We start from the raw sequence: 19,689 nt of genomic DNA on the forward strand, positions 1-19,689 counted from the left end.
ACTGCTCAGAGCACCGCTGCGGGCTCGCGGGTCGGGGCCCAGCAGCGGATGATGTCGCGGACCGAGACGATGCCGGCCACCTCGCCGCGATCGAGGACGACCAGGTGCCGGAAGCCGCCGTGGGCCATGGCGCGTGCGGCCTGCTCCAGGGTCCAGGTCGGGGCGGCGAAGACGACGTCGGTGGTGGTGTGGGCGTGGGTGCGTTCCGTGTCGGGGTTCTGGCCGAGGCCGACGGAGTTGAGGATGTCGCGTTCGGTGAGGATGCCGATGCCGCCGGCGTCCGGGTCGAGGACGACGGCGGCGCCGACCCGGCGTGCGGACATCAGGGCGGCTGCCTGGCGGAGGGTGTGGGCGGGGCCGACGGTGAGGATCACCGTGCTCATGGCGTCACGGACGAGCATGGATGGGGCCACCTCCTAGGAATCCAGTGGGTTAGTTCCTGGATTCACAAGTTCACAAGTGGGGGTGACTTCAGGGTGACAGGTAAAGGTGCGGTCAACAAGGGGGCGCGCGGCGCCAGTTGAGGGCGTATCGGGACTGCACCCGGGTCTCAGTGGCGCGGGTTGAGATACCCCAGCAACTCGTCGTGCAGCAGACCGTTGGACGCCGCCGCGTTCCCGCTGTGCGGGCCCGGGCGGCCGTCGAGGCCGGTGAAGCTGCCGCCGGCCTCCGTGACGACGATCGCGGTGGCGGCCATGTCCCAGAGCGACAGCTCCGGCTCCGCGCAGATGTCCACGGATCCCTCGGCGACCATCATGTACGGCCAGAAGTCGCCGTACGCGCGGGTGCGCCACACCTGGCGGGTGAGATCGAGGAAGCCGTCGAGGCGGCCCTGTTCCTCCCAGCTGGAGAGGGAGGAGTAGGCGAAGGACGCGTCCGCGAGCTTGCCGACGGCGGAGACGTGGATGCGGGTCGCGGAGGTCAGGCTGCGGCCGGTGAAGGCCCCGTGGTCCTTGGCGGCCCACCAGCGGCGGCCGAGGGCGGGGGCGGAGACGACGCCGACGACGGGGTGGTAGCCGCCCTCGCCCGCCTCCATCAGCGCGATGAGGGTCGCCCATACGGGCACGCCGCGTACGTAGTTCTTGGTGCCGTCGATGGGGTCGATCACCCAGCGGCGGGAGCCGGAGCCCTCGACGCCGTACTCCTCGCCGAGGACCGAGTCTCTCGGGCGTGCGCGCTGGAGGTGGTTCCGGATGAGTTCCTCCGCCGCCTGGTCCGCTTCGCTCACCGGGGTCATGTCCGGCTTGGTCTCCACTTTCAGGTCGAGGGCCTTGAAGCGGTCCATGGTGGTGGCGTCGGCGGCGTCCGCGAGGACGTGGGCCAGGCGCAGATCGTCGAGGTAGTCCGGCATGTGACGAACGCTATCTGCCGGGGTCGGTACGGGGCTACCAGGGGACGGGGCGGTGTCGTGGGCTTGTGGTGCCGGTGGGGCCGTGGTGACAGGCGCGTCGGTCCACCGACCCGTACTGCCGCGAACCCTTGACAGTGCATACAAGCGCGTCAAATCTGGGCGCAGAGCCGCTCTGACCCAGGGAGGCGATGATGCCTGCTGCCCGGGAGTCCCTACTGGACGCCGCCCATACGGCGCTCGCGCGCCGGCCGTGGTCCGCGGTGCGGATGGTCGACGTGGCAGCGGCGGCGGGCGTGTCCCGGCAGACCCTGTACAACGAGTTCGGGAGCAAGGACGGGCTGGCGCGGGCGCTGGTGCGGCGGGAGGCCGACGGGTACCTCGCCGGAGTCGAGCGGGCGCTCGCCGGGCCGGGCGAGCCGAGAGAACGGCTCACCGCCGTCGCCGAGTGGACGCGCTCCGCCGCGCGGGACAACGAACTGGTACGGGCCATGCTCACCGGCTGCTGGAGCGAACGGCTGCCCACGCCGCCGCTCGCCGCCGTGCCGTCCTCCTCCTCGGTGCCGGCCCAGCGCCGCGCGGACGGGCCGCTGCCCACGCCCCGCGACTTCGTACGGATCGTGCGGGACCGCGCCGTCACCGCCCTGACCGGCCACGCCGCCACCCTGGCCGATCCCGCCGAGCTGACCCGCCCCTGCGAACTGGCCGTACGCCTCGCCCTGTCCTGCGTCGCGGCACCGCCGGGGGAGGGCGGCGTGGCGGAGCTGATCCAGGCGGTCGTCCCACGCCAGTTGGTGTGAGTCCAGGTCTCAGCAGGGGCCACCCCGGAAGTACCGGGCGCCGTACGGCCGGGCGTGGTCGCCGTGCTCGTGGGCGGCGTCGGACCGGTGCGCGGGGGCCGCGCGCTCCGACGCGTGCGTAGCCGCTCCAGGCCGGCCAGCACCTCGGCGCGATGGCCGGACTCCTTCATCCACCGGGGCAGTCGCGGGAGCATCGCGTGCCCTCAGTGCGCCGACCCCGACAACTGCAGCCCGATCACCCCGACGATGACCAGGCTGATCGAGACGATCTTCAGGGTGGAGACCAGGTCGCCGAGGAAGACCATGCCGTAGATCGCGGTCCCGGCCGCGCCGATGCCGGTCCACACGGCGTACGCGGGGCCCACGTCGAGCTTCTTCAGGGACAGGGTCAGCAGGCCGAAGCTGCCGAGGGCGAACGAGGCGAAGGCGACGGTCGGCCAGAGGCGGGTGAACCCGTGCGAGAGCTTCAGGCACACGGCGAAACCGGTCTCCAGCATCCCGGCCACGATGACCAGCAGCCACGCCATGTGCGGTCCTCCCGTTGATCCGGATCTCCGGCTCGGTGCGATTATGCACTTACCGAACCCGGGCCCCGGCAAACAACGCAGGGCGGCTCAGTCGCCTTCCTTGCGCTCCCGCGTGGCCAGCAGGCGGCGCAGCGAGTACAGGCGCGCCGGGTCTGCGTGGCCGTCCGCGACCCAGGCGTCCAGCGCGCAGTCCGGCTCGTCGTGGCTGCACGCGCGCGGGCAGCCCTCCGTGCCGGGTTCGAGATCCGGGAAGGCGTGGATGACACGGGACGGGTCGATGTGGGCCAGGCCGAAGGAGCGCACGCCCGGGGTGTCGATGACCCAGCCGTCCACATCGGTCAGGGGCAGGGCGAGGGCCGACGTCGTGGTGTGGCGGCCGCGGCCCGTCACCGCGTTGACGTGTCCCGTCGAACGCCGGCGTTCCTGGGACACCAGCGCGTTGACCAGGGTCGTCTTGCCGACGCCCGAGTGGCCGACGAACGCCGTCACCCTGCCGTCCAGGTACTCCCGCACCCGGTCCGCGGCATCCCCGTCCTCCAGTTCCTCGCGGCTGGTGACGACGTGGGGGATGTCGAGGGCGCCGTACAGCTCCAGCAGCTTGTCCGGCGGTGCGAGGTCCGACTTGGTCATGACCAGCAGCGGCTCCAGGCCGCCGTCGAAGGCGGCGACCAGGCAGCGGTCGATCAGACGCGGGCGCGGTTCCGGGTCGGCCAGGGCCGTGACGATCGCCAGCTGGTCGGCGTTGGCGACGACCACCCGCTCGAACGGGTCGTCGTCGTCGGCCGTGCGCCGCAGCACCGACGTGCGCTCCTCGATCCGTACGATCCGGGCGAGCGTGTCCTTCTTGCCGGACAGGTCGCCGACCAGGGCCACCCGGTCCCCGACCACCGCGGCCTTGCGGCCCAGCTCGCGGGCCTTCATCGCCATCACGGTCCGGTCGTCGACCAGGCAGGTCAGCCGGCCGCGGTCGACCGTGAGGACCAGGCCCTCGGCGGCGTCCTCGTGCTTGGGCCGGATGTTCGTGCGCGGCCGGGTGCCCCGGCGGCCGGGGCGGGTACGGATGTCGTCCTCGTCGGTGTGCTTGCCGTAGCGGCGCATGGCGTGTCCCTACTGCCCGAGCATCCCGGTCCACAGCTCGGGGAAGTCCGGCAGGGTCTTCGCCGTCGTCGCCACGTTCTCGATCCGCACGCCCTCGACCGCGAGGCCGATGATCGCGCCGGCGGTCGCCATGCGGTGGTCCTCGTAGGTGTGGAAGACGCCGCCGTGCAGCGGGCGCGGGCGGATGTGCAGGCCGTCGGCGGTCTCGGTGACGTCACCGCCGAGCTCGTTGATCTCCTTGGTGAGCGCGGCCAGCCGGTCCGTCTCGTGCAGCCGCAGATGGGCCACGCCCCGCAGGGTCGAGGGGGAGTCCGCGAGGGCGGCGACCGCCGCGATGCCCGGGGTCAGCTCACCGACGTCGCCCAGGTCCACGTCGATGCCGTGGATGGCGCCGGAGCCGGTGAACACCAGCCCGAACTCGGTGAGTTCGCAGGAGCCGCCCATCTCGGTGAAGATCTCCCGCAGCCGGTCACCCGGCTGGGTGGTGCGCTCCGGCCAGTCCGGGATCAGTACCTTGCCGCTTGTCACCAGGGCCGCCGCCAGGAACGGCTGGGCGTTGGACAGGTCCGGTTCGATCGTCAGGTCCCGGCCGAGCAGCGCGCCCGGCGTCACCCGCCACACGTTCGGCTCGCCGCCCGACTCCGGGGTGTCCACCTGGGCGCCGACCGCGCGCAGCATGTCGACGGTCATCCGGATGTGGGGCATGGAAGGCAGGGTCGCGCCGGTGTGGCGGACCTCGACGCCCTGGTTGAAGCGGGGTCCGGACAGCAGCAGGGCGCTCACGAACTGGGAGGACGAGGAGGCGTCGATCGACACCGGGCCGCCGTCCAGGGCCCCGCCGCCGTGCACCGTGAGCGGCAGCGCGCCCCGGCCGTCGTCGTCGATCCGGGCGCCGAGCGCCCGCAGCGCGTCGATCACGCCGTGCAGGGGACGTTCGTACGAGCGCGGGTCGCCGTCGAACCGGATGGGGCCGTCGGCCAGCGCGGCCACCGGCGGCAGGAAGCGCATCACCGTGCCGGCGTTGCCGACGTCGACCGTGGCCGGGCCGTGCAGCCCCGTCGGCAGCACCCGCCAGGCCTCGCCGGTGCCGTCGGGGCCGACCCCTTCCTCGATCTCCACGCCCATCGCGCGCAGGGCACCGGCCATCAGCAGGGTGTCGCGGGAGCGCAGCGGGCGGCGCAGCCAGCCGGGCTCGGAGGCGAGGGCGGCCAGCACCAGAGCGCGGTTGGTGACCGACTTGGACCCGGGCACGTGGACCGTCGCGTCGACGGCTCCGCTCGCGTGCGGGGCGGGCCAGAGGGCGGTGTGTGCGGGGTTAACGGTCATGCGCCCCACTTTAGTGGCTGGGGGCGGCCGGAGATCTCGATCAAAAGCGGCGAAACCCCCGACGAGAGCCCGACGGGAGCCGTCGCCCGGGCGGCGTCCCTGCCCGGGGCTCACACCGCCAGCAGCCAGCGGCCGCCGCCGATCAGCGAGCACAGCGACACCGCGTGGAACAGGAACAGCCACAGCGCGGCCGGTACGTGGGTGAGCCGCGAGAGCTGGTCCGCGTCCGAGTCGCCCGCGCCGCCCCGCGACCGCTTCAGCTGCAGCTCGAACGGCGGCCGTACCCCGCCGAACAGCAGGAACCACACCACCGCGTACGCGAAGGCGGCCTGTACCTGGGGCCCGGCCAGCCAGGACACCAGCAGGAAGGCGCCCCCCGTCAGCACCACGGTCAGCACGCCGTACGCGTTGCGGATCATCACCAGCATCGCCACCAGCAGCGCCGTCGCGGCCCAGAGCAGCAGCGTGATGCGGCCCGCGGCCAGCAGGGCGGCGCCGCCGAGGCCCAGCAGCGAGGGGGCCGTGTACCCGGCGGCGGCCGTCAGGATCATGCCGAGCCCGTGCGGCTTGCCCCTGCTGACCGTGAGACCGCTGGTGTCGGAGTGCAGCCGGATGCCGGTGAGCTGCCGGCCGGTGAGCAGGGCGATCAGCCCGTGGCCGCCCTCGTGCGCGATGGTGATCGCGTTGCGGGATATCCGCCACACGGTGTGCGGGACCACCACGGCGAGCGCGGCCACCGAGGTGGCGAGCACCACCCACAGATCGGGATCGGGCTGGGTACCGGTGAGCCGGTCCCAGATGTCGGGCAGCGCGGTGGCGGCGAGGCTGTCCATAGGTCCGAGAGGCCCCCTGTTCTGGTGCGGAGTCTGGCAGTGTGGCACGTCTGTGCGGACGGTATCCGAGACGCCGACCTCGCAGCGATCGTTCCTGAGGTGCGGGCTCGTCGACAGCACGTCCGTTGTCAGTGCGGTGCGCTTCACTGTCCGTTATGGAGCTCATCCAAGCGACCGTCGATGACCTGCTGGCCCGACTCGGCCCGGGGGACGGCTACCTGTACCTGGCCGGCGACCTGGACCCGCAGGACCTGACCGACCTGCTCAGCGACAGGTACGGCGCCCCGCGCACCCTCGTCCTCGACGGCTTCACCGATCCGACGGTCGACGAGTCCGGGGGCGCGGCCCTCCTTGCCCCCTTCGAGGACCGGGCCGTGAAGATACGGGCGTGGGCATACGGGGATCAGTGGGTCGGCACGGGTACGGTGCGCGACGCCGAGGGCGTCGAGCGGCCGGTGCTGGTGATCGCTCACAGGGAGATGCCAGAACCCTTGGCGGTCGCTCCGGGCGAGGACGGGGACGTCGACTGGATGGAGCGGCTCAGACGGATCACCGGCTGGACGCAGCCCGCCCAGCGGCCGGACGTGGACTGGGCGGAGGTGGAGTCGCGCCTGGGCACGGCGCTGCCCGGCGACTACAAGCGCATGGTCGAGACGTTCGGCAAGGGCGCCTTCGACGGATATCTGGGCCTGAACCAGGAGCCGTGGACGCATCTCAGGGAGGACGGGCTGCTGATCTGGGCGGGCACTGAGCACGAGGACCTGTACTGCTGGAGGGCCGACGGCGACGACCCCGACCGCTGGCCCGTCGTGGTCCGGTCCTTCGACGGCGAGGACGTCTCCTTCGAGTGCCGGGCCGCGGAGTTCGTCTGCCGCATCCTCATCGACCCGTGCCACCGGTTCACGATGGCCCGCTATTTCGACACCCACTGGTTCATGAACTACCGGGAAAGCGTCTGACCGGCCCGAAAGCCGAAAAGGTCGCGGGTGGGCGTTCCCGGTGTCTCTGCTGACGCGCGTGCCCGCCGGCCCCGCCCAGCGGTGCGACCGTGGGCGGGACGGCGGGGGTGCTGGTCAGCCGATGGTGGCGATGCCGTCGGAGGTGACGGTCGGGCGGCCCGAGGTGCCGACCACGACGATCTTCAGGGTGTGTTTGGCGGAGCTGGACCACGTCTTCGTCCAGATCGCCTGTCGATACAGCGTGGTGGAGGACTTCAGGTCGACCTCGGTGACCTTGGTGCCGTCGAGGTAGACGTACGCCTGGCCGGAGGTGGAGGCCCGCGAGACGATCCAGGCCACCGAGCGGCCGGTGAAGGTCCAGCTGATCGAGGCCCCGGCGGAGGAGGCGCTGTAGGAGTAGCCGCCCAGGTAGCTGGTGCTGCTCTTGTGCGTCCAGGTGCCGGTGCGGGTGGTGGAGGTCTCCTGGACGATGTTCGGCGTCCGGTAGACGGAGGCGCCGACGCTGTTGCCTGCCACGTCGTACGCCTTCAGCGCGAACAGGTCCGAGCCGCCGGGCTTGGCGGTGGTGTTCCAGGAAGTGGTGGTCGGGCCGAAGGAGGCGGAGGAGGGCGAGGTCGCGAGGACCTGGGCCAGCGCCGCGTTGTCGGCTGCCTTCCAGGTCACCGTGACCGGAACGGCTGTCGAACTCACCGTCCCCGTACGCGTCTTGACGTCGGGAGTGGTCGGGAAGGCGGGCGCGGTGGTGTCGCCGACCAGGGTGACCGAGCCGGACAGGGTGGTCGAGCCGCGGACGTGGGTGGCACGGACCTGGACCGTGTGGCTGCCGGCCGCGACCGAGATCGAGGCGGAGCGGGCGGAACCGGAGGCATGCGCCACGGCCTTGCCGTCGACCAGGACGTCGAAGCCGGAGATCACCTGGGACGGTGTGGCGGTCGTCCAGCTCACCGTCGCCGCGCCCTTGGTGTAGTAGCTCGTACCGGACTTGGTCGCGCCGCCGGACATTCCGGTGACGGTGACGGCACCGACCGGGCCGGCCGCGTAGGAGCGGACCGTGCCCAGGGCGTTGTAGAGCTGGTTGCCGGGGCAGTCGGTGGCGTAACCGTTGCGGTGACCGGAGATGACGTCGAAGTTGTAGCTGTTGCCCAGGGTGAAGCCGTGGCTGTCGGAGGCGCCCTCGGGCAGGGAGGCGGAGTCGGTGCCCGGGTTCACCCCGGTCATGCCGAACTTCCAGGCGGCGATCCGGGCGATCGAGCCCAGCATCGCCTGCGTCGGCGCGGCCCCCGGGAAGGTGCTGGCCGTGGAGTCACCGCCGCTGAAGTCGGTGTACGTGCCGATGGCGGCCACGCCCATGCTGTTGGTGTTGAACCCGTAGGTCTGGGCGCCTACGACGGGCAGAGCCATCCCGCCGAAGCGGCCCTCGAAGATGGTGCCGCACTTGTCGACCAGGAAGTTGTAGCCGAGGTCGCGCCAGCCCTGGTTGAGGTGCTCGGCGTAGATGCCGCGCACGATCGCCGGAGAGTCGGAGCAGGAGTAGTTGTTCGTGGTGTCCGTGTGGTGGACGAACATCACCTTCACCGCCGACCCGTACAGCGGATAACCGGTCTCCCGGGCGCACTCGTCCGCGCCCCAGCCGGCCCGGGTGACCACGGTCGGCGGCGCCACCGTCGAGGTGGTCGTGGCCGGCATCGGGTCCGGCGGGACCGGCGATGCCGACGCGGAGGGGCTGGCCGAGGAGGCCGGGCAGGACGGGTACGCCTGGTCCATGGTCGGCAACTGGCTCGGCCAGGACGTCGCCGACGCGCTCGGCGAGGTGGAGCCGGAGGCGGAGGGCGAGGTGCTGGTGGACGGTGCGACGGAGGTGGAGTCCGTGGCCGTGGGGGTGGCCGAGTCCGTCGCCGTCGCCGAGTCGGTCGGGGCGGCGCTGTCGGTGGCCGTCGCCGTGCCGGTCGCGGTGGCCGTGTCCGTCGGCGTGGTCGTGTCGGTGGCCGTGGCGGTATCGGTGGCCGTGGCGGTGTCGGTGGCCGTCGCGTCCATGGCGTAGGCGGCCGGGGCCATGCCGGAGCCCGTGGTGCCCGAGGCGGCCTTGCCCGGGTCGATCAGGTCCACCCGCAGCCCGGCGGGCAGCGCGGCCGCGCGGTGCGCGCCGGCCGCGCGGACCTGGATGCCGTTCGACGGCCCCGCCCACATCGGCGACATCCCGCCCCGTACGCCGGGACGGTTCAGCTCGGCCGCGTCGGGGATGTCGTCCGGCTGCTGCATCTTCAGCCACTGGGTCCAGTGGCCGTCGGCGGCGGAACGGGTGCGTACCTCCACCGTGCCGCGCAGCGAGGTGTGCGCGCCGTTCCAGGTGACGCCCACCATGCTGAACGGGGCCGTGGACCGGGCGCCCAGCGTCTTGAGCGACGCGCTCGAACCGGTCAGCGGCAGCGAGTGCACATGCGTCTTGACCGGCCCCGCCGCCGACGCCCCGGAACCACCGCCCTGCCCGGCCGCCGCGACGGCTGCCACCGCCAGGCCGCCTCCCGCGACGACCGCTCCCAACGCCACCCAGGCGCGCTTCTTCAGTCCGGACGGACGCGTTCGCCGGCCCCTGTATGCAGTTCTCATGCCCCACCTTGTGGAAACGTGGCATCCCTTGCCACACGTCGAACCCATGGGGACCGGATGACGTGGCCCGGCCGGCCCATGACCGGCGGGCCATTACATGATCCCCGAGAGATCCAGCGCATCACACGTCACTTTCGTTTCTCGGACGGCTCGTCCTCCTTGCGTAAGGTGGTGACGACCCTGGGGTCACTGGGCAGGTCGGAGGGGTGGTTTCGGATGTGCGGACGGTATGCGTCGAGTCGTAGGCCCGAGGATCTCGCAGGAATCTTCGACGTCGAGAAGTGGGGGCCCGAGGAGACCCTGGAGCCGGACTACAACGTGGCGCCGACCAAGGAGGTCTACGCCGTCCTCGACCGTCCCCTCAAAGACGCGGACTCCCCGCGTCCGGTCCGCCAGCTGCGCAAGCTGAAGTGGGGTCTGGTGCCGTCCTGGGCCAAGACGCCCGAGGGCGGCGCCCGGATGATCAACGCCCGGGCCGAGACGGTGCACGAGAAGCCCGCCTACCGCCGCGCCTTCGCCGCCCGGCGCTGCATCATCCCCGCCGACGGCTACTACGAGTGGGTCACCGGCAAGCAGGAGCGCGACCTGGAGGTCGAGGGAAAGAAGAAGCGGCCGCGCAAGCAGCCGTACTTCGTGCTGCCGGCCGACGGCTCGGTGTTCGCGATGGCCGGGCTGTACGAGTTCTGGCGGGACCGCACCCTGCCCGACGACCACCCCCAGGCCTGGTGGGTGACCTGCTCGGTGATCACCACGGAGGCGGAGCAGACCCCGCTGGCCGTGGCCCCGGCCGAGGGCCCGTACTCGCTGGTCGACATCCACCCCCGGATGCCGCTGATGCTCACCCCGGACCGCTGGGACGCCTGGCTCGACCCGGCCCGCACCGATCCCGACGCCCTCCGCGACCTCCTCGCCCCGCCCCCGCCCGGCCTGATGCGCGCCTACCCGGTCTCCACGGCCGTCAGCAACGTCCGCAACAACGGCCCGGAACTGCTGAAGGAGCTTGAGGCACCGGAAACGGGCACACTCTTCTAACGTGATCGAGATTGTCGAGACCGACGCCGGGACCGCACGCATCACCTGGCACAAGGCGAAGAAGGCGCGACTGGTCCTGGCCGTGAGCCATGGAGCCGGCGGTGGCATCGAGGCACGCGACCTCCAGGCCCTCGCCCGCGTGCTCCCGGAGCACGGCGTGACCGTGGCCCTCGTGGAGCAGCCCTGGCGCGTCGCCGGGAAGAAGGTCGCCCCCGCGCCGAAGACCCTGGACACCGGCTGGCGCGGCATCTGGCCCGCGCTGTCCGGGATGGAGCTGCCGGTGGTCTCCGGCGGCCGAAGCGCCGGCGCCCGGGTCGCCTGCCGTACGGCGACCGAGCTGGGCGCGCATGCCGTGCTCGCGCTCAGCTTCCCGCTGCACCCGCCGGGCAAGCCCGAGAAGTCCCGCGCCGAGGAACTGCTGGGGGCCGGGCTGCCGACGCTGGTCGTGCAGGGCGGCAACGACCCCTTCGGCAAGCCGGAGGAGTTCCCGAAGGGTGACTTCGAGCTGATCGAGGTGCCGTACGGCGATCACGGTTTCGCGGTCCCCAAGCGTGCGGAGATCACCCAGGAGAGGGCCCTGGAGATCGTCAGCGAGGGCGTAGTGGAGTGGACCGTGTCACTCGGGTGACCCCCGGGAATGTTGCCGGCCGGACCTCTGTTGATCGGGACAGAAGTGCTGAGGCCTCGGCACCGACGTCGTAGGAGAGGAAGTCCGCCGCATGGGTTCGACCATCTGCCCGAGCCAAAAGCGCAGCGCTGACCTGGACTGGACGGTGCTGCACGCGGCCAAGGCCACTCCTATTCGAGGGGCGGCAGGCACGGGTCGTGTTCTATCCTCCGAAACGAGTGGGACCGGTTTCGGTCCTGCCCGGGATCTTGAGGAGGTGGGTCCGGTCACCGGTACCGACGCAGGGACCGACAACGGCCAGGCGGAGCAGCCCGAGGGCCAGGGCGTGAGCGCGGAGGCGATCTCCGAGTCCACCGCCGAGCGCAGTGCGCGCTTCGAGCGGGACGCGCTCGAGTTCCTCGACCAGATGTACTCGGCCGGGTTGCGCATGACGCGCAACCCGGCCGACGCCGAGGACCTGGTGCAGGAGACCTACGCGAAGGCGTACGCGTCCTTCCACCAGTTCCGCGAGGGCACCAACCTCAAGGCGTGGCTGTACCGGATCCTCACCAACACGTTCATCAACTCCTACCGCAAGAAGCAGCGCGAGCCGCAGCGCTCCGCCGCGGAGGAGATCGAGGACTGGCAGCTCGCCCGCGCCGAGTCGCACATGTCGACGGGTCTGCGCTCCGCCGAGTCGCAGGCGCTCGACCACCTGCCCGACTCGGACGTGAAGGAGGCGCTGCAGGCGATCCCCGAGGAGTTCCGCATCGCCGTCTATCTCGCGGACGTAGAGGGCTTTGCGTACAAGGAGATCGCGGACATCATGGGGACACCCATCGGTACGGTGATGTCCCGGCTGCACCGGGGCCGCCGTCAACTGCGCGGCATGCTGGAGGACTACGCCCGTGAGCGTGGGCTGGTCCCGGCGGGCGCCGGAGAGTCGAACGAAGCGAAAGGCTCGGGCTCATGAGCTGCGGAGAGCCGCACGAGACGGACTGCAGTGAGGTCCTCGACCATCTGTACGAGTTCCTCGACAGTGAGATGCCGGACGTCGATCGCGACAAGTTCCAGCACCACTTCGAGGAATGCTCTCCGTGCCTGGAGAAGTACGGCCTGGAGCAGGCCGTGAAGAAGCTGGTCAAGCGGTGCTGCGGGCATGACGACGTACCCGCGGACCTGCGCGCCAAGGTCATGGGGCGGATCGACCTGATCCGTTCCGGCCAGGCCGTCCCCGAGCACGACGTGACCGCCACCCCGCAGGAGAGCTGACCGCCGGGTCGTCACTCGAACGTGCTAATCCTCAGGTCATAGGCCCCGCACCCCCCGATCCCCGCCCTAGGCTCCGAGCCTGGACAGGCATGGTCGGGGGAGGGGCGTGATGGAGGCGGTACCGGCTAGGGCCCGCGGTTATGTGGCCTGTGTCGCCCTGCTGGCGCTGCTCTGCCTCCTGCCGCTGCCGACGGTACGCACCCCGTGGTGGGCGCTCGGTCTTCTCTGCGCGCTCTACGCCGTCTGCGAGCACGCCGTGCGCCGACGCTTCGGCGGCACCTTCTACCCCGTGCTGCTCGCCGGGGCGTTCCTGCTGCCGCCGCCGGCCGCCGCGCTGGTCCCGCTGCCCGCGGCCCTGCTCTCCCCGGTCGAGCGGGCCGGGCACCGGCCCGCGCCGCTCAGACGCCTGTGGCGGGCCGCGCAGCCCGCGCTCGCCGTGTGGGGCGCCGCCCGGGTGCACTGGGCGCTCGGCGGCCGCGACGCCGTCGTCGCCTCCGACTTCCCGTACGCGCTGCTGCCCGCGGGCGCGGCCGTGCTCGCCTTCTGCCTGATCCTCACCGTCCTCGACGGCGGGATCCGCGCCGTCGCCCTCGGCGTCCCGCTGCGCCGGGCCTGGCGCGGGCTGCTGTCCCGCTCCCTCGCGCCCGTCGCGGTGCACGGACTCGCCGGGCTGATGACGGCCGTGCTGTGGCGCAGCCCGTACGGCCCGGTCGCCGCGCTGCTCGTGCTGCTGCCGATGTGCGTGTCCTGGTGGATCTTCGCCCAGTACCACCGCGAACGCGCCGCCCACCAGGCCACCATCCGTGCCCTCGTCCAGGCGGTCGACATCAAGGACGGCTACACCCGCGGCCACAGCGAACGCGTCGGACAGGCCTCCGTGATGATCGCCCGCGAACTGGGCATGGACGACGACCGCGTCGAGGTGCTGCGCTTCGCCGGCATCCTGCACGACGTCGGCAAGCTCGGTGTCCCGACGCGGCTGCTGCGCAAGGACGGCCCGCTGACCCCCGAGGAACGCCGGATCATCGAACTGCACCCCGAGTACGGCCATGAGATGGTCCGCGGGATCTCCTTCCTCGGCGAGGCCCGCGCCGCGATCCTGCACCACCACGAACGCCTCGACGGCAGCGGCTACCCGTACGGCCTAGTCGGAAGCCAGATCCCCGAGTGCGCCCGCATCGTCGCCGTCGCCGACGCCTTCGACGCGATGACCTCCACCCGCTCCTACCGCCGGGCCCGCCCGGTCGAGGCGGCCGTCGCCGAACTGGAGCGCTGCGCCGGCGCGCAGTTCGACCCGCGCATGGTGGACGCGTTCCGGCGCGCGCTGGGCCGCTACGGCTGGCACCCCACGGTCACCTCCGAGGACACCGCGACGCCGCACGAGAGCCAGGGCCGGTCGCCGGTCATCGGGGCACCCCGGTGACCGCGCTGCGGATCGTGCACGGGGCCGCCGCGCTCACCGCGGCCGGGTCCCTCGCCGTCACCCTGTGGACCGGGCTCGACGAACGGGGCGTCGCCCTCGCCTTCGGGGTGCTCATAGCGGTCGGCGAGCTGACCCGGTGGAGCGACGCCGAGGTACGGCAGGCCGCCCCCCTCGCCACCGCCGGCTCGCTGTCGTACGCCCTGCTCGGAGCGGAGGCCGGTCGGCCCGCGCACCACGACGCGGCGCAGGTCGTCACCGTGGTCCTGGCGGCCGCCCTGCTCGGCGCCGTCCCGCACATCTGGCACGGACGCACCCCCACCCTCGACCATCTGGCCCGCCGTGTGCTCACCGTCGGCTTCGCCGCCGTCTGCTTCCAACCCCTCTACAGCAAGGGCGCATTCACCTCCTGGAGCGGCCCCGCCTACGCCGTGCTCCTGGTCGCCCTGCTCTGCCTCACCGCGCTGTGCGACGCCGTCCTGGCCGCCGCTCTCGCCCACTCCCGCACCCGCTGGCCGTTCGGCCCGCTGCTGCGCGAGGAACTGCGCGGGCTGCTCGGCATCGGCTCCGCCGTCTGTGCGACCGGCGCGGTGATCGCGCTAGGGGTCGCCGTCGCCGGGCTGTGGGCGCTGCCCGTGTTCTGTCTGCCCCTGCTGCTCACTCAGTTGTCCCTGCGCAGATACGCGGCCGTCCGCGCCACCTACCGGCAGACCATCGCCTCCCTCGCCCGCGCCACCGAGATAGCCGGCTGCACCCCACCCGGGCACGCCCGCCGGGTGGCCGCGCTCAGCCTCGCCGTCGGCCGGGATCTCGGCCTGACCGGCGGCGAACTGACCGTCCTGGAGTACGCGGCCCTCATGCACGACATCGGCCAGCTCAGCCTGGTCGACCCGGTCCCGGCCGGTGCCACCGCCGGGCTGCCGCCCGCGCAGCAGCGGCGGATCGCGCTGCTCGGCGGGGCCGTCGTAAGGCAGACCGGTGTGTCCGCGGCCGTCGCCGTGATGGTGGAACGGCAGGCGGACCCCTACCGCGAACAGCCCCTCGCCGCCCGGATCATCCGGGCCGTGAACGCCTACGAGGAGAAGACCCGGGACGCGGGCCCCGAGGGACCCCTGCGGGCGCTGGAGGAGCTGCGTCTCGGCACCGCCGGTGACTACGCTCCGGAGGTGGTGGAGTCCCTCGCCCGCGTCCTGGCCCAGCCACGGACCTGGGGGGAGAGCGCGCCAGTGGCGGGCGACGGGAGACGCACGGCACTGTCTGACCCCGCTCGCGGCTGGGTAACCCATGGGTAATGAGCGCCTTTCCCACCGTACGTGGTTGGATGCGAGGGAGAGGGTGTCCGGGGGCACAAGCCAGCCCACTGAGCGGAACTGGAACTGGCAGGCGGGAATCGTGAGGATCTTCGGCAAGGGACGGCACCGGCCCTCCGCCTCCTGGCGGCAGGCCACCGACCGGGCGTTCACGCTCATCGGCGACGGTCGGTACGAGGACGCGGGCGAGCTGCTGACACGGGCCGCCGACCTGGAACCCTGGCTGTCGGAGTCCTGGTTCAACCTCGCCCTGCTGCACAAGTTCCGGCACGACTGGGAGCAGGCCCGCGCGGCCGGTCTGCGCGCGGTGGCCCTGCTCGACCGGGAGACCGGGGCGCCCGACTGGTGGAACGTCGGCATCGCCGCCACCGCCCTGCAGGACTGGCCGCTGGCCCGCCGCGCCTGGCAGGCGTACGGGCTGAAGGTGCCCGGAGGCGCCGCCGTGGCCGGGGAACCGGTCGGCATGGAGCTGGGCAGCGCGGCCGTACGGCTCTCCCCGGAGGGTGAGGCCGAGGTCGTGTGGGGCCGCAGGCTGGACCCCGCGCGGATGGAGGTGCTGTCCATCCCGCTTCCCTCGTCCGGGCGACGCTGGGGCGAGGTCGTGCTGCACGACGGGGTCCCGCACGGCGAGCGCACGACCTCCACCGGCCATGCGTATCCGGTCTTCGACGAGATCGAGCTGTGGGCGCCCTCACCCGTGCCGACCTGGGTGGTTCTGCTGGAGGCGGCCACGGAGGCGGACCGGGACGCGCTGGAGCAGCTCGCCGCGGACGCCGGGTTCGCCGCGGAGGACTGGTCGTCGTCCGTGCGGCTGCTGTGCCGGATGTGCTCGGAGTCGCGGATGCCGTCGGACGAGGGCGAGGGTGATCACCTGGACCCGCACGACCACAGCGAGCCAGGTCATCCCGGGCCGCTGGGGCACCGGACGGACGGGCAGCTGTGGGTGCCGGAGCGGGAGTGCGGGGTGGCCGCGCCGGCTTCGCTGGTGCGGGGGCTGCTGGACGGGTGGGTCGCCGACAGCCCGGACTCCAGGGACTGGCGGGATCTCGAAGAGGTTTGCTGAGCCGCCGGTGACCAGCCGCCTTTAGGCTGTACCCGAGACTTTTCCAAGGTTTGCAGGAAGGCGTACGTCGGTCATGGCGCAGCAGGACACCGATCAGCAGCACGCGGGCGTGCTCCCCGTCGACGAGGAGGGGTACGTCGTCGACACGGAGGACTGCGAGGAGCGCGAGAAGGCCTGGCGGGAGCGTGGGACCTCGCGGCCGATCACGGTGGTCGGCAACCCGGTGCTGCACAAGGAGTGCAAGGACGTCACCGAGTTCGGCGAGGAGCTGCAGCAGCTCGTCGCGGACATGTTCGCCAGCCAGCGCACCGCCGAGGGCGTGGGTCTGGCCGCCAACCAGATCGGTGTCGACCTGAAGGTCTTCGTCTACGACTGCCCCGACGACGAGGGCGTCCGGCACGTGGGCGTGGTGTGCAACCCCAAGCTCGTCGAGCTGCCCGCCGACCAGCGCCGCCTGGACGACAGCAACGAGGGCTGCCTGTCGGTGCCGACGGCGTACGCACCGCTCGCCCGGCCCGACTACGCCGAGGTGACCGGCCAGGACGAGCAGGGCAACCCGATCAAGGTCCGTGGCACCGGCTACTTCGCACGGTGTTTGCAGCACGAGACCGACCACCTCTACGGCTACCTGTACATCGACCGGCTGTCCAAGCGGGACCGCAAGGACGCGTTGCGGCAGATGGCCGAGAACGAGCCACGTTATCCGGTGGTCGCCAACGACTAGCAGGCGCCGCGGACTTGGGGCGTCCGGCGGGATCACTCCCGGTCGGGCGCCCTTCGTATGTCCGGCTTCGATCATCCGTGCGTCGTACAACCGCCCCGTTCTGCCCTCCTAATGATCCTTAATCGGTCACACAGGGGGAGATTCTCGGCACCTAGGGGTAGTGATTGAAGCAAATCCGTTCCCACGGCGGACAGTTGTGGTGCTGAATGTAAGTGCGGGGATACGCAACGGCGCACGCCCGGCACGACGGTAGGGGTGTGCGCTCCTGGCGGCGGAGAGGGGTTTGTACGTGCATGCTTTCCCATACGGCACCACAGCGACGCCGATGGCGGTCGTAGTACCACCCTCACTGGCACTCCCGGTGATCGAGTCCGCCTTTCCTCGGCAACTGCACCCGTATTGGCCGCGACTCCAGGAGAAGACACGGCTCTGGCTGCTGGAAAAGCGGCTCATGCCGGCGGACTTGGTGCGGGAATATGCCGATGGACTGTGCTACACCGACCTCATGGCGGGGTACTACCTCGGTGCCCCCGACGAGGTCATGCAGGCCATCGCCGACTACAGCGCATGGTTCTTCGTCTGGGACGACCGCCACGACCGGTACGTCGTCCACGGCCGGGCCGACGACTGGCGACGCCTCAGGCACCGCCTCCATACGGCCCTCGACGCACCCCGGCACCATCTGCACCACCCGGACTCGCTGGTCGCGGGGTTCGCGGACAGCGTGCTGCGGCTGTACGGCTTCCTGTCGCGCACCTGGAACCAGCGGTTCGCCCGGCACTTCCACGCGGTGATCGAGGCCTACGACCGCGAGTTCCGCAACCGCACCGAGGGATACATACCCGGCGTCGAGGAATACCTCGCCCTGCGCCGCCACACCTTCGCGCACCGGATATGGACGGACCTGCTGGAGCCGAGCGCCGGATGTGAACTCCCGGATTCCGTGCGGAAAAACCCGGCCTATCGCCGGGCCGCACTGCTCAGTCAGGAATTCGCCGCCTGGTACAACGATCTGTGCTCGCTGCCGAAGGAAATAGCGGGCGACGAGGTCCACAATCTCGGCATCAGTCTCATCGCCCATGAGAGGCTGACTCTCGAGGAATCGGTGGACGAAGTGAGGCGGCGCATCGAGGAATGTATCAGTGAATTCCTCGAAGTCGAGCAGGAGGCCCTGCAGTTCGCCGACGGCCTCGCCGACGGCACGGTCCACGGAAAGGAACTGAACGCCGCGGTCCGCACCTGCGTCGGCAATATGCGCAACTGGTTCAGCTCCGTCTACTGGTTCCACCACGAGTCCGGCCGGTACATGGTCGACACCTGGGACGACCGGTCCACACCCCCGTACGTCACGAACGAAACGGCAGGTGAGAAATGACCGTCCAGTCTGTGCGGCCCCTGACCTCCGAGACCGCCGAGCTGCGTGAACCGCCGCTGGCCGGCGGCGCGGTGCCCGGCCTCGGGCACGGTCTGCAACTGGTCCGCGATCCGCTCGCGTTCATGTCCCGGCTCCGGGACCACGGCGACGTCGTACGCCTCAGGCTCGGCCCCAAGACGGTGTACGCCGTCACCGCCCCGGAGCTCACCGGCGCGCTCGCGCTCAACCCCGACTTCAAGATCGACGGACCCCTGTGGGAGTCCCTCGAAGGGCTGCTCGGCAAGGAGGGCGTGGCCACCGCCAACGGCCCCCGGCACCGGCGCCAGCGGCGCACCATCCAGCCCGCGTTCCGGCTCGACGCCATCCCGAACTACGGGCCGGTCATGGAGGAGGAGGCGCACGCGCTGACCGAGCGCTGGCGGCCCGGCGAGACCGTCGACTGCACCTCCGAGTCCTTCCGGGTGGCCGTCCGCATCGCCGCCCGCTGCCTGCTGCGCGGCGAGTACATGGACGAGCGCGCCGAGCGGCTCAGCGTCGACCTCGCCACCGTCTTCCGCGGCATGTACCGGCGCATGGTCATCCCGCTCGGGCCGCTCTACCGGCTGCCGTTCCCGGCCAACCGCGAATTCAACCGGGCGCTGGCCGATTTGCATCTGCTGGTCGACGAGATCATCGCCGAGCGGAGGGCGTCTGGTCAAAAGCCGGACGATTTGCTGACGGCATTGCTGGAGGCGAAGGACGACAATGGCGACCCCATCGGGGAACAGGAGATCCACGACCAGGTCGTCGCGATACTCACCCCCGGCAGCGAAACAGTGGCGTCCACGATCATGTGGCTGCTCCAGGTCCTCGCGGAACACCCGGAACACGCCGAGAAGGTACGGACCGAGGTTGAATCCGTGACCGGTGGTCAACCGGTCGGTTTCGAACACGTCCGCTCGCTCCGGCACACCAACAATGTCGTCGTCGAGGCCATGCGGCTCCGGCCCGCCGTATGGATATTGACGCGGCGAGCGGTGACCGACACCGCGCTCGGTGAATATCGCATTCCGGCCGGGGCGGACATCGTCTACAGCCCCTACGCGATCCAGCGCGACGCCCGCTCCTACGACCGCCACCTCGACTTCGACCCCGACCGGTGGCTGCCGGAGCGGGCCAAGGACGTGCCGAAGTACGCCATGAGCCCCTTCAGCGTCGGCAACCGCAAGTGCCCCAGCGACCACTTCTCCATGACCCAGCTGAGCCTGATCACCGCGGCGATCTCGGCGAAGTACCGCTTCGAGCAGGTCGCGGGGTCGAACGACACCACCCGCGTGGGCATCACGCTCCGCCCGCACAACCTGCTGCTGAGGCCGCTGCCTTGGTAGGAGTGTCTGGGTAGGACAACC

General features: G+C 71.2%; 19 protein-coding genes. 12 read left to right on the plus strand and 7 right to left on the minus strand.

Annotated elements, in window-relative coordinates:
- Positions 1-5: 5 nt before the first annotated feature.
- Positions 6-401 carry a cyclic nucleotide-binding/CBS domain-containing protein gene (locus ACFYOH_RS03320; RefSeq protein WP_388620648.1) on the minus strand — a complete coding sequence of 132 codons (396 nt, stop codon included), beginning with the start codon at positions 399-401 and terminating at the stop codon, positions 6-8.
- Between the two features lie 149 nt (positions 402-550).
- Positions 551-1,351: a histidinol-phosphatase gene (gene hisN, locus ACFYOH_RS03325; RefSeq protein WP_388620650.1), complete on the minus strand. Its 801-nt coding sequence runs from the start codon at positions 1,349-1,351 to the stop codon at positions 551-553.
- A gap of 188 nt (positions 1,352-1,539) precedes the next feature.
- Here hisN and ACFYOH_RS03330 point away from each other — a divergent pair, with 188 nt between their 5' ends.
- Entirely contained in the window at positions 1,540-2,148 is a 609-nt protein-coding gene (locus ACFYOH_RS03330) for a TetR/AcrR family transcriptional regulator (protein ID WP_388620652.1), read from the plus strand.
- 203 nt (positions 2,149-2,351) lie between these two features.
- On the opposite strand, the gene ACFYOH_RS03335 is transcribed toward ACFYOH_RS03330, so the two are convergent.
- From ACFYOH_RS03335 to ACFYOH_RS03350, 4 genes are all read right to left on the minus strand, one after another.
- Positions 2,352-2,675, minus strand: coding sequence for a DMT family transporter (locus ACFYOH_RS03335; protein ID WP_388620654.1), 324 nt, complete (start codon positions 2,673-2,675; stop codon positions 2,352-2,354).
- 87 nt (positions 2,676-2,762) lie between these two features.
- On the minus strand, positions 2,763-3,773 hold the full coding sequence (gene rsgA / locus ACFYOH_RS03340; protein WP_388620656.1) for a ribosome small subunit-dependent GTPase A: 1,011 nt from the start codon (positions 3,771-3,773) through the stop codon (positions 2,763-2,765).
- A gap of 9 nt (positions 3,774-3,782) precedes the next feature.
- On the minus strand, positions 3,783-5,099 hold the full coding sequence (gene aroA, locus ACFYOH_RS03345; protein WP_388620658.1) for a 3-phosphoshikimate 1-carboxyvinyltransferase: 1,317 nt from the start codon (positions 5,097-5,099) through the stop codon (positions 3,783-3,785).
- Positions 5,100-5,209: 110 nt separating this feature from the next.
- Complete coding sequence (locus ACFYOH_RS03350) at positions 5,210-5,932, minus strand: M50 family metallopeptidase (protein ID WP_388620660.1); 723 nt, start codon at positions 5,930-5,932, stop codon at positions 5,210-5,212.
- A gap of 155 nt (positions 5,933-6,087) precedes the next feature.
- Between ACFYOH_RS03350 and ACFYOH_RS03355 the strand changes: the two genes are divergently transcribed.
- On the plus strand, positions 6,088-6,891 hold the full coding sequence (locus ACFYOH_RS03355) for a hypothetical protein (RefSeq protein WP_388620662.1): 804 nt from the start codon (positions 6,088-6,090) through the stop codon (positions 6,889-6,891).
- 114 nt (positions 6,892-7,005) lie between these two features.
- Here ACFYOH_RS03355 and ACFYOH_RS03360 read toward each other — a convergent pair whose 3' ends face one another.
- Positions 7,006-9,498 (minus strand): N-acetylmuramoyl-L-alanine amidase, encoded by a 2,493-nt coding sequence (locus ACFYOH_RS03360; RefSeq protein WP_388620663.1) that lies wholly within the window; start codon positions 9,496-9,498, stop codon positions 7,006-7,008.
- Between the two features lie 216 nt (positions 9,499-9,714).
- On the opposite strand from ACFYOH_RS03360, the gene ACFYOH_RS03365 reads away from it, so the two are divergent.
- From ACFYOH_RS03365 to ACFYOH_RS03410, 10 genes are all read left to right on the plus strand, one after another.
- Entirely contained in the window at positions 9,715-10,530 is an 816-nt protein-coding gene (locus ACFYOH_RS03365) for an SOS response-associated peptidase (protein ID WP_388620665.1), read from the plus strand.
- 1 nt (position 10,531) lies between these two features.
- Positions 10,532-11,158: an alpha/beta family hydrolase gene (locus ACFYOH_RS03370; protein WP_388620667.1), complete on the plus strand. Its 627-nt coding sequence runs from the start codon at positions 10,532-10,534 to the stop codon at positions 11,156-11,158.
- Positions 11,159-11,414: 256 nt separating this feature from the next.
- On the plus strand, positions 11,415-12,110 hold the full coding sequence (gene sigR / locus ACFYOH_RS03375) for an RNA polymerase sigma factor SigR (protein WP_388620669.1): 696 nt from the start codon (positions 11,415-11,417) through the stop codon (positions 12,108-12,110).
- A complete protein-coding gene (gene rsrA / locus ACFYOH_RS03380; protein WP_388620671.1) occupies positions 12,107-12,409 on the plus strand; it encodes a mycothiol system anti-sigma-R factor in 303 nt (100 codons plus the stop codon). Before sigR ends, rsrA begins: the two co-directional genes overlap by 4 nt.
- Before the next feature lie 109 nt (positions 12,410-12,518).
- The gene (locus ACFYOH_RS03385; RefSeq protein WP_388620673.1) at positions 12,519-13,832 is read left to right on the plus strand and encodes an HD-GYP domain-containing protein; all 1,314 of its coding nucleotides are present in this window, start codon (positions 12,519-12,521) and stop codon (positions 13,830-13,832) included.
- Positions 13,829-15,121, plus strand: coding sequence for an HD-GYP domain-containing protein (locus ACFYOH_RS03390; RefSeq protein ID WP_388620675.1), 1,293 nt, complete (start codon positions 13,829-13,831; stop codon positions 15,119-15,121). Before ACFYOH_RS03385 ends, ACFYOH_RS03390 begins: the two co-directional genes overlap by 4 nt.
- A 100-nt stretch (positions 15,122-15,221) precedes the next feature.
- Entirely contained in the window at positions 15,222-16,202 is a 981-nt protein-coding gene (locus ACFYOH_RS03395) for a tetratricopeptide repeat protein (protein ID WP_388620677.1), read from the plus strand.
- 73 nt (positions 16,203-16,275) lie between these two features.
- Complete coding sequence (gene def, locus ACFYOH_RS03400) at positions 16,276-16,926, plus strand: peptide deformylase (RefSeq protein ID WP_388620679.1); 651 nt, start codon at positions 16,276-16,278, stop codon at positions 16,924-16,926.
- Between the two features lie 289 nt (positions 16,927-17,215).
- On the plus strand, positions 17,216-18,301 hold the full coding sequence (cyc1, locus tag ACFYOH_RS03405) for an epi-isozizaene synthase (RefSeq protein ID WP_388620681.1): 1,086 nt from the start codon (positions 17,216-17,218) through the stop codon (positions 18,299-18,301).
- On the plus strand, positions 18,298-19,668 hold the full coding sequence (locus tag ACFYOH_RS03410) for a cytochrome P450 (protein ID WP_388620683.1): 1,371 nt from the start codon (positions 18,298-18,300) through the stop codon (positions 19,666-19,668). Before cyc1 ends, ACFYOH_RS03410 begins: the two co-directional genes overlap by 4 nt.
- The last annotated feature ends 21 nt before the right edge of the window (positions 19,669-19,689 follow it).

It is taken from the genome of Streptomyces sp. NPDC007856 (assembly GCF_042868225.1).
Classification (GTDB): Bacteria; Actinomycetota; Actinomycetes; order Streptomycetales; family Streptomycetaceae; genus Streptomyces.

Excerpts from the sequence above, each read along its gene's own strand:
- ACFYOH_RS03320 (WP_388620648.1), bottom strand. The coding sequence starts at position 401 with ATGCTCGTCCGTGACGCCATGAGCACGGTGATCCTCACCGTCGGCCCC.
- hisN (WP_388620650.1), bottom strand. The coding sequence starts at position 1,351 with ATGCCGGACTACCTCGACGATCTGCGCCTGGCCCACGTCCTCGCGGAC.
- ACFYOH_RS03330 (WP_388620652.1), top strand. The coding sequence starts at position 1,540 with ATGATGCCTGCTGCCCGGGAGTCCCTACTGGACGCCGCCCATACGGCG.
- ACFYOH_RS03335 (WP_388620654.1), bottom strand. The coding sequence starts at position 2,675 with ATGGCGTGGCTGCTGGTCATCGTGGCCGGGATGCTGGAGACCGGTTTC.
- rsgA (WP_388620656.1), bottom strand. The coding sequence starts at position 3,773 with ATGCGCCGCTACGGCAAGCACACCGACGAGGACGACATCCGTACCCGC.
- aroA (WP_388620658.1), bottom strand. The coding sequence starts at position 5,099 with ATGACCGTTAACCCCGCACACACCGCCCTCTGGCCCGCCCCGCACGCG.
- ACFYOH_RS03350 (WP_388620660.1), bottom strand. The coding sequence starts at position 5,932 with ATGGACAGCCTCGCCGCCACCGCGCTGCCCGACATCTGGGACCGGCTC.
- ACFYOH_RS03355 (WP_388620662.1), top strand. The coding sequence starts at position 6,088 with ATGGAGCTCATCCAAGCGACCGTCGATGACCTGCTGGCCCGACTCGGC.
- ACFYOH_RS03360 (WP_388620663.1), bottom strand. The coding sequence starts at position 9,498 with ATGAGAACTGCATACAGGGGCCGGCGAACGCGTCCGTCCGGACTGAAG.
- ACFYOH_RS03365 (WP_388620665.1), top strand. The coding sequence starts at position 9,715 with ATGTGCGGACGGTATGCGTCGAGTCGTAGGCCCGAGGATCTCGCAGGA.
- rsrA (WP_388620671.1), top strand. The coding sequence starts at position 12,107 with ATGAGCTGCGGAGAGCCGCACGAGACGGACTGCAGTGAGGTCCTCGAC.
- ACFYOH_RS03385 (WP_388620673.1), top strand. The coding sequence starts at position 12,519 with ATGGAGGCGGTACCGGCTAGGGCCCGCGGTTATGTGGCCTGTGTCGCC.
- def (WP_388620679.1), top strand. The coding sequence starts at position 16,276 with ATGGCGCAGCAGGACACCGATCAGCAGCACGCGGGCGTGCTCCCCGTC.
- ACFYOH_RS03410 (WP_388620683.1), top strand. The coding sequence starts at position 18,298 with ATGACCGTCCAGTCTGTGCGGCCCCTGACCTCCGAGACCGCCGAGCTG.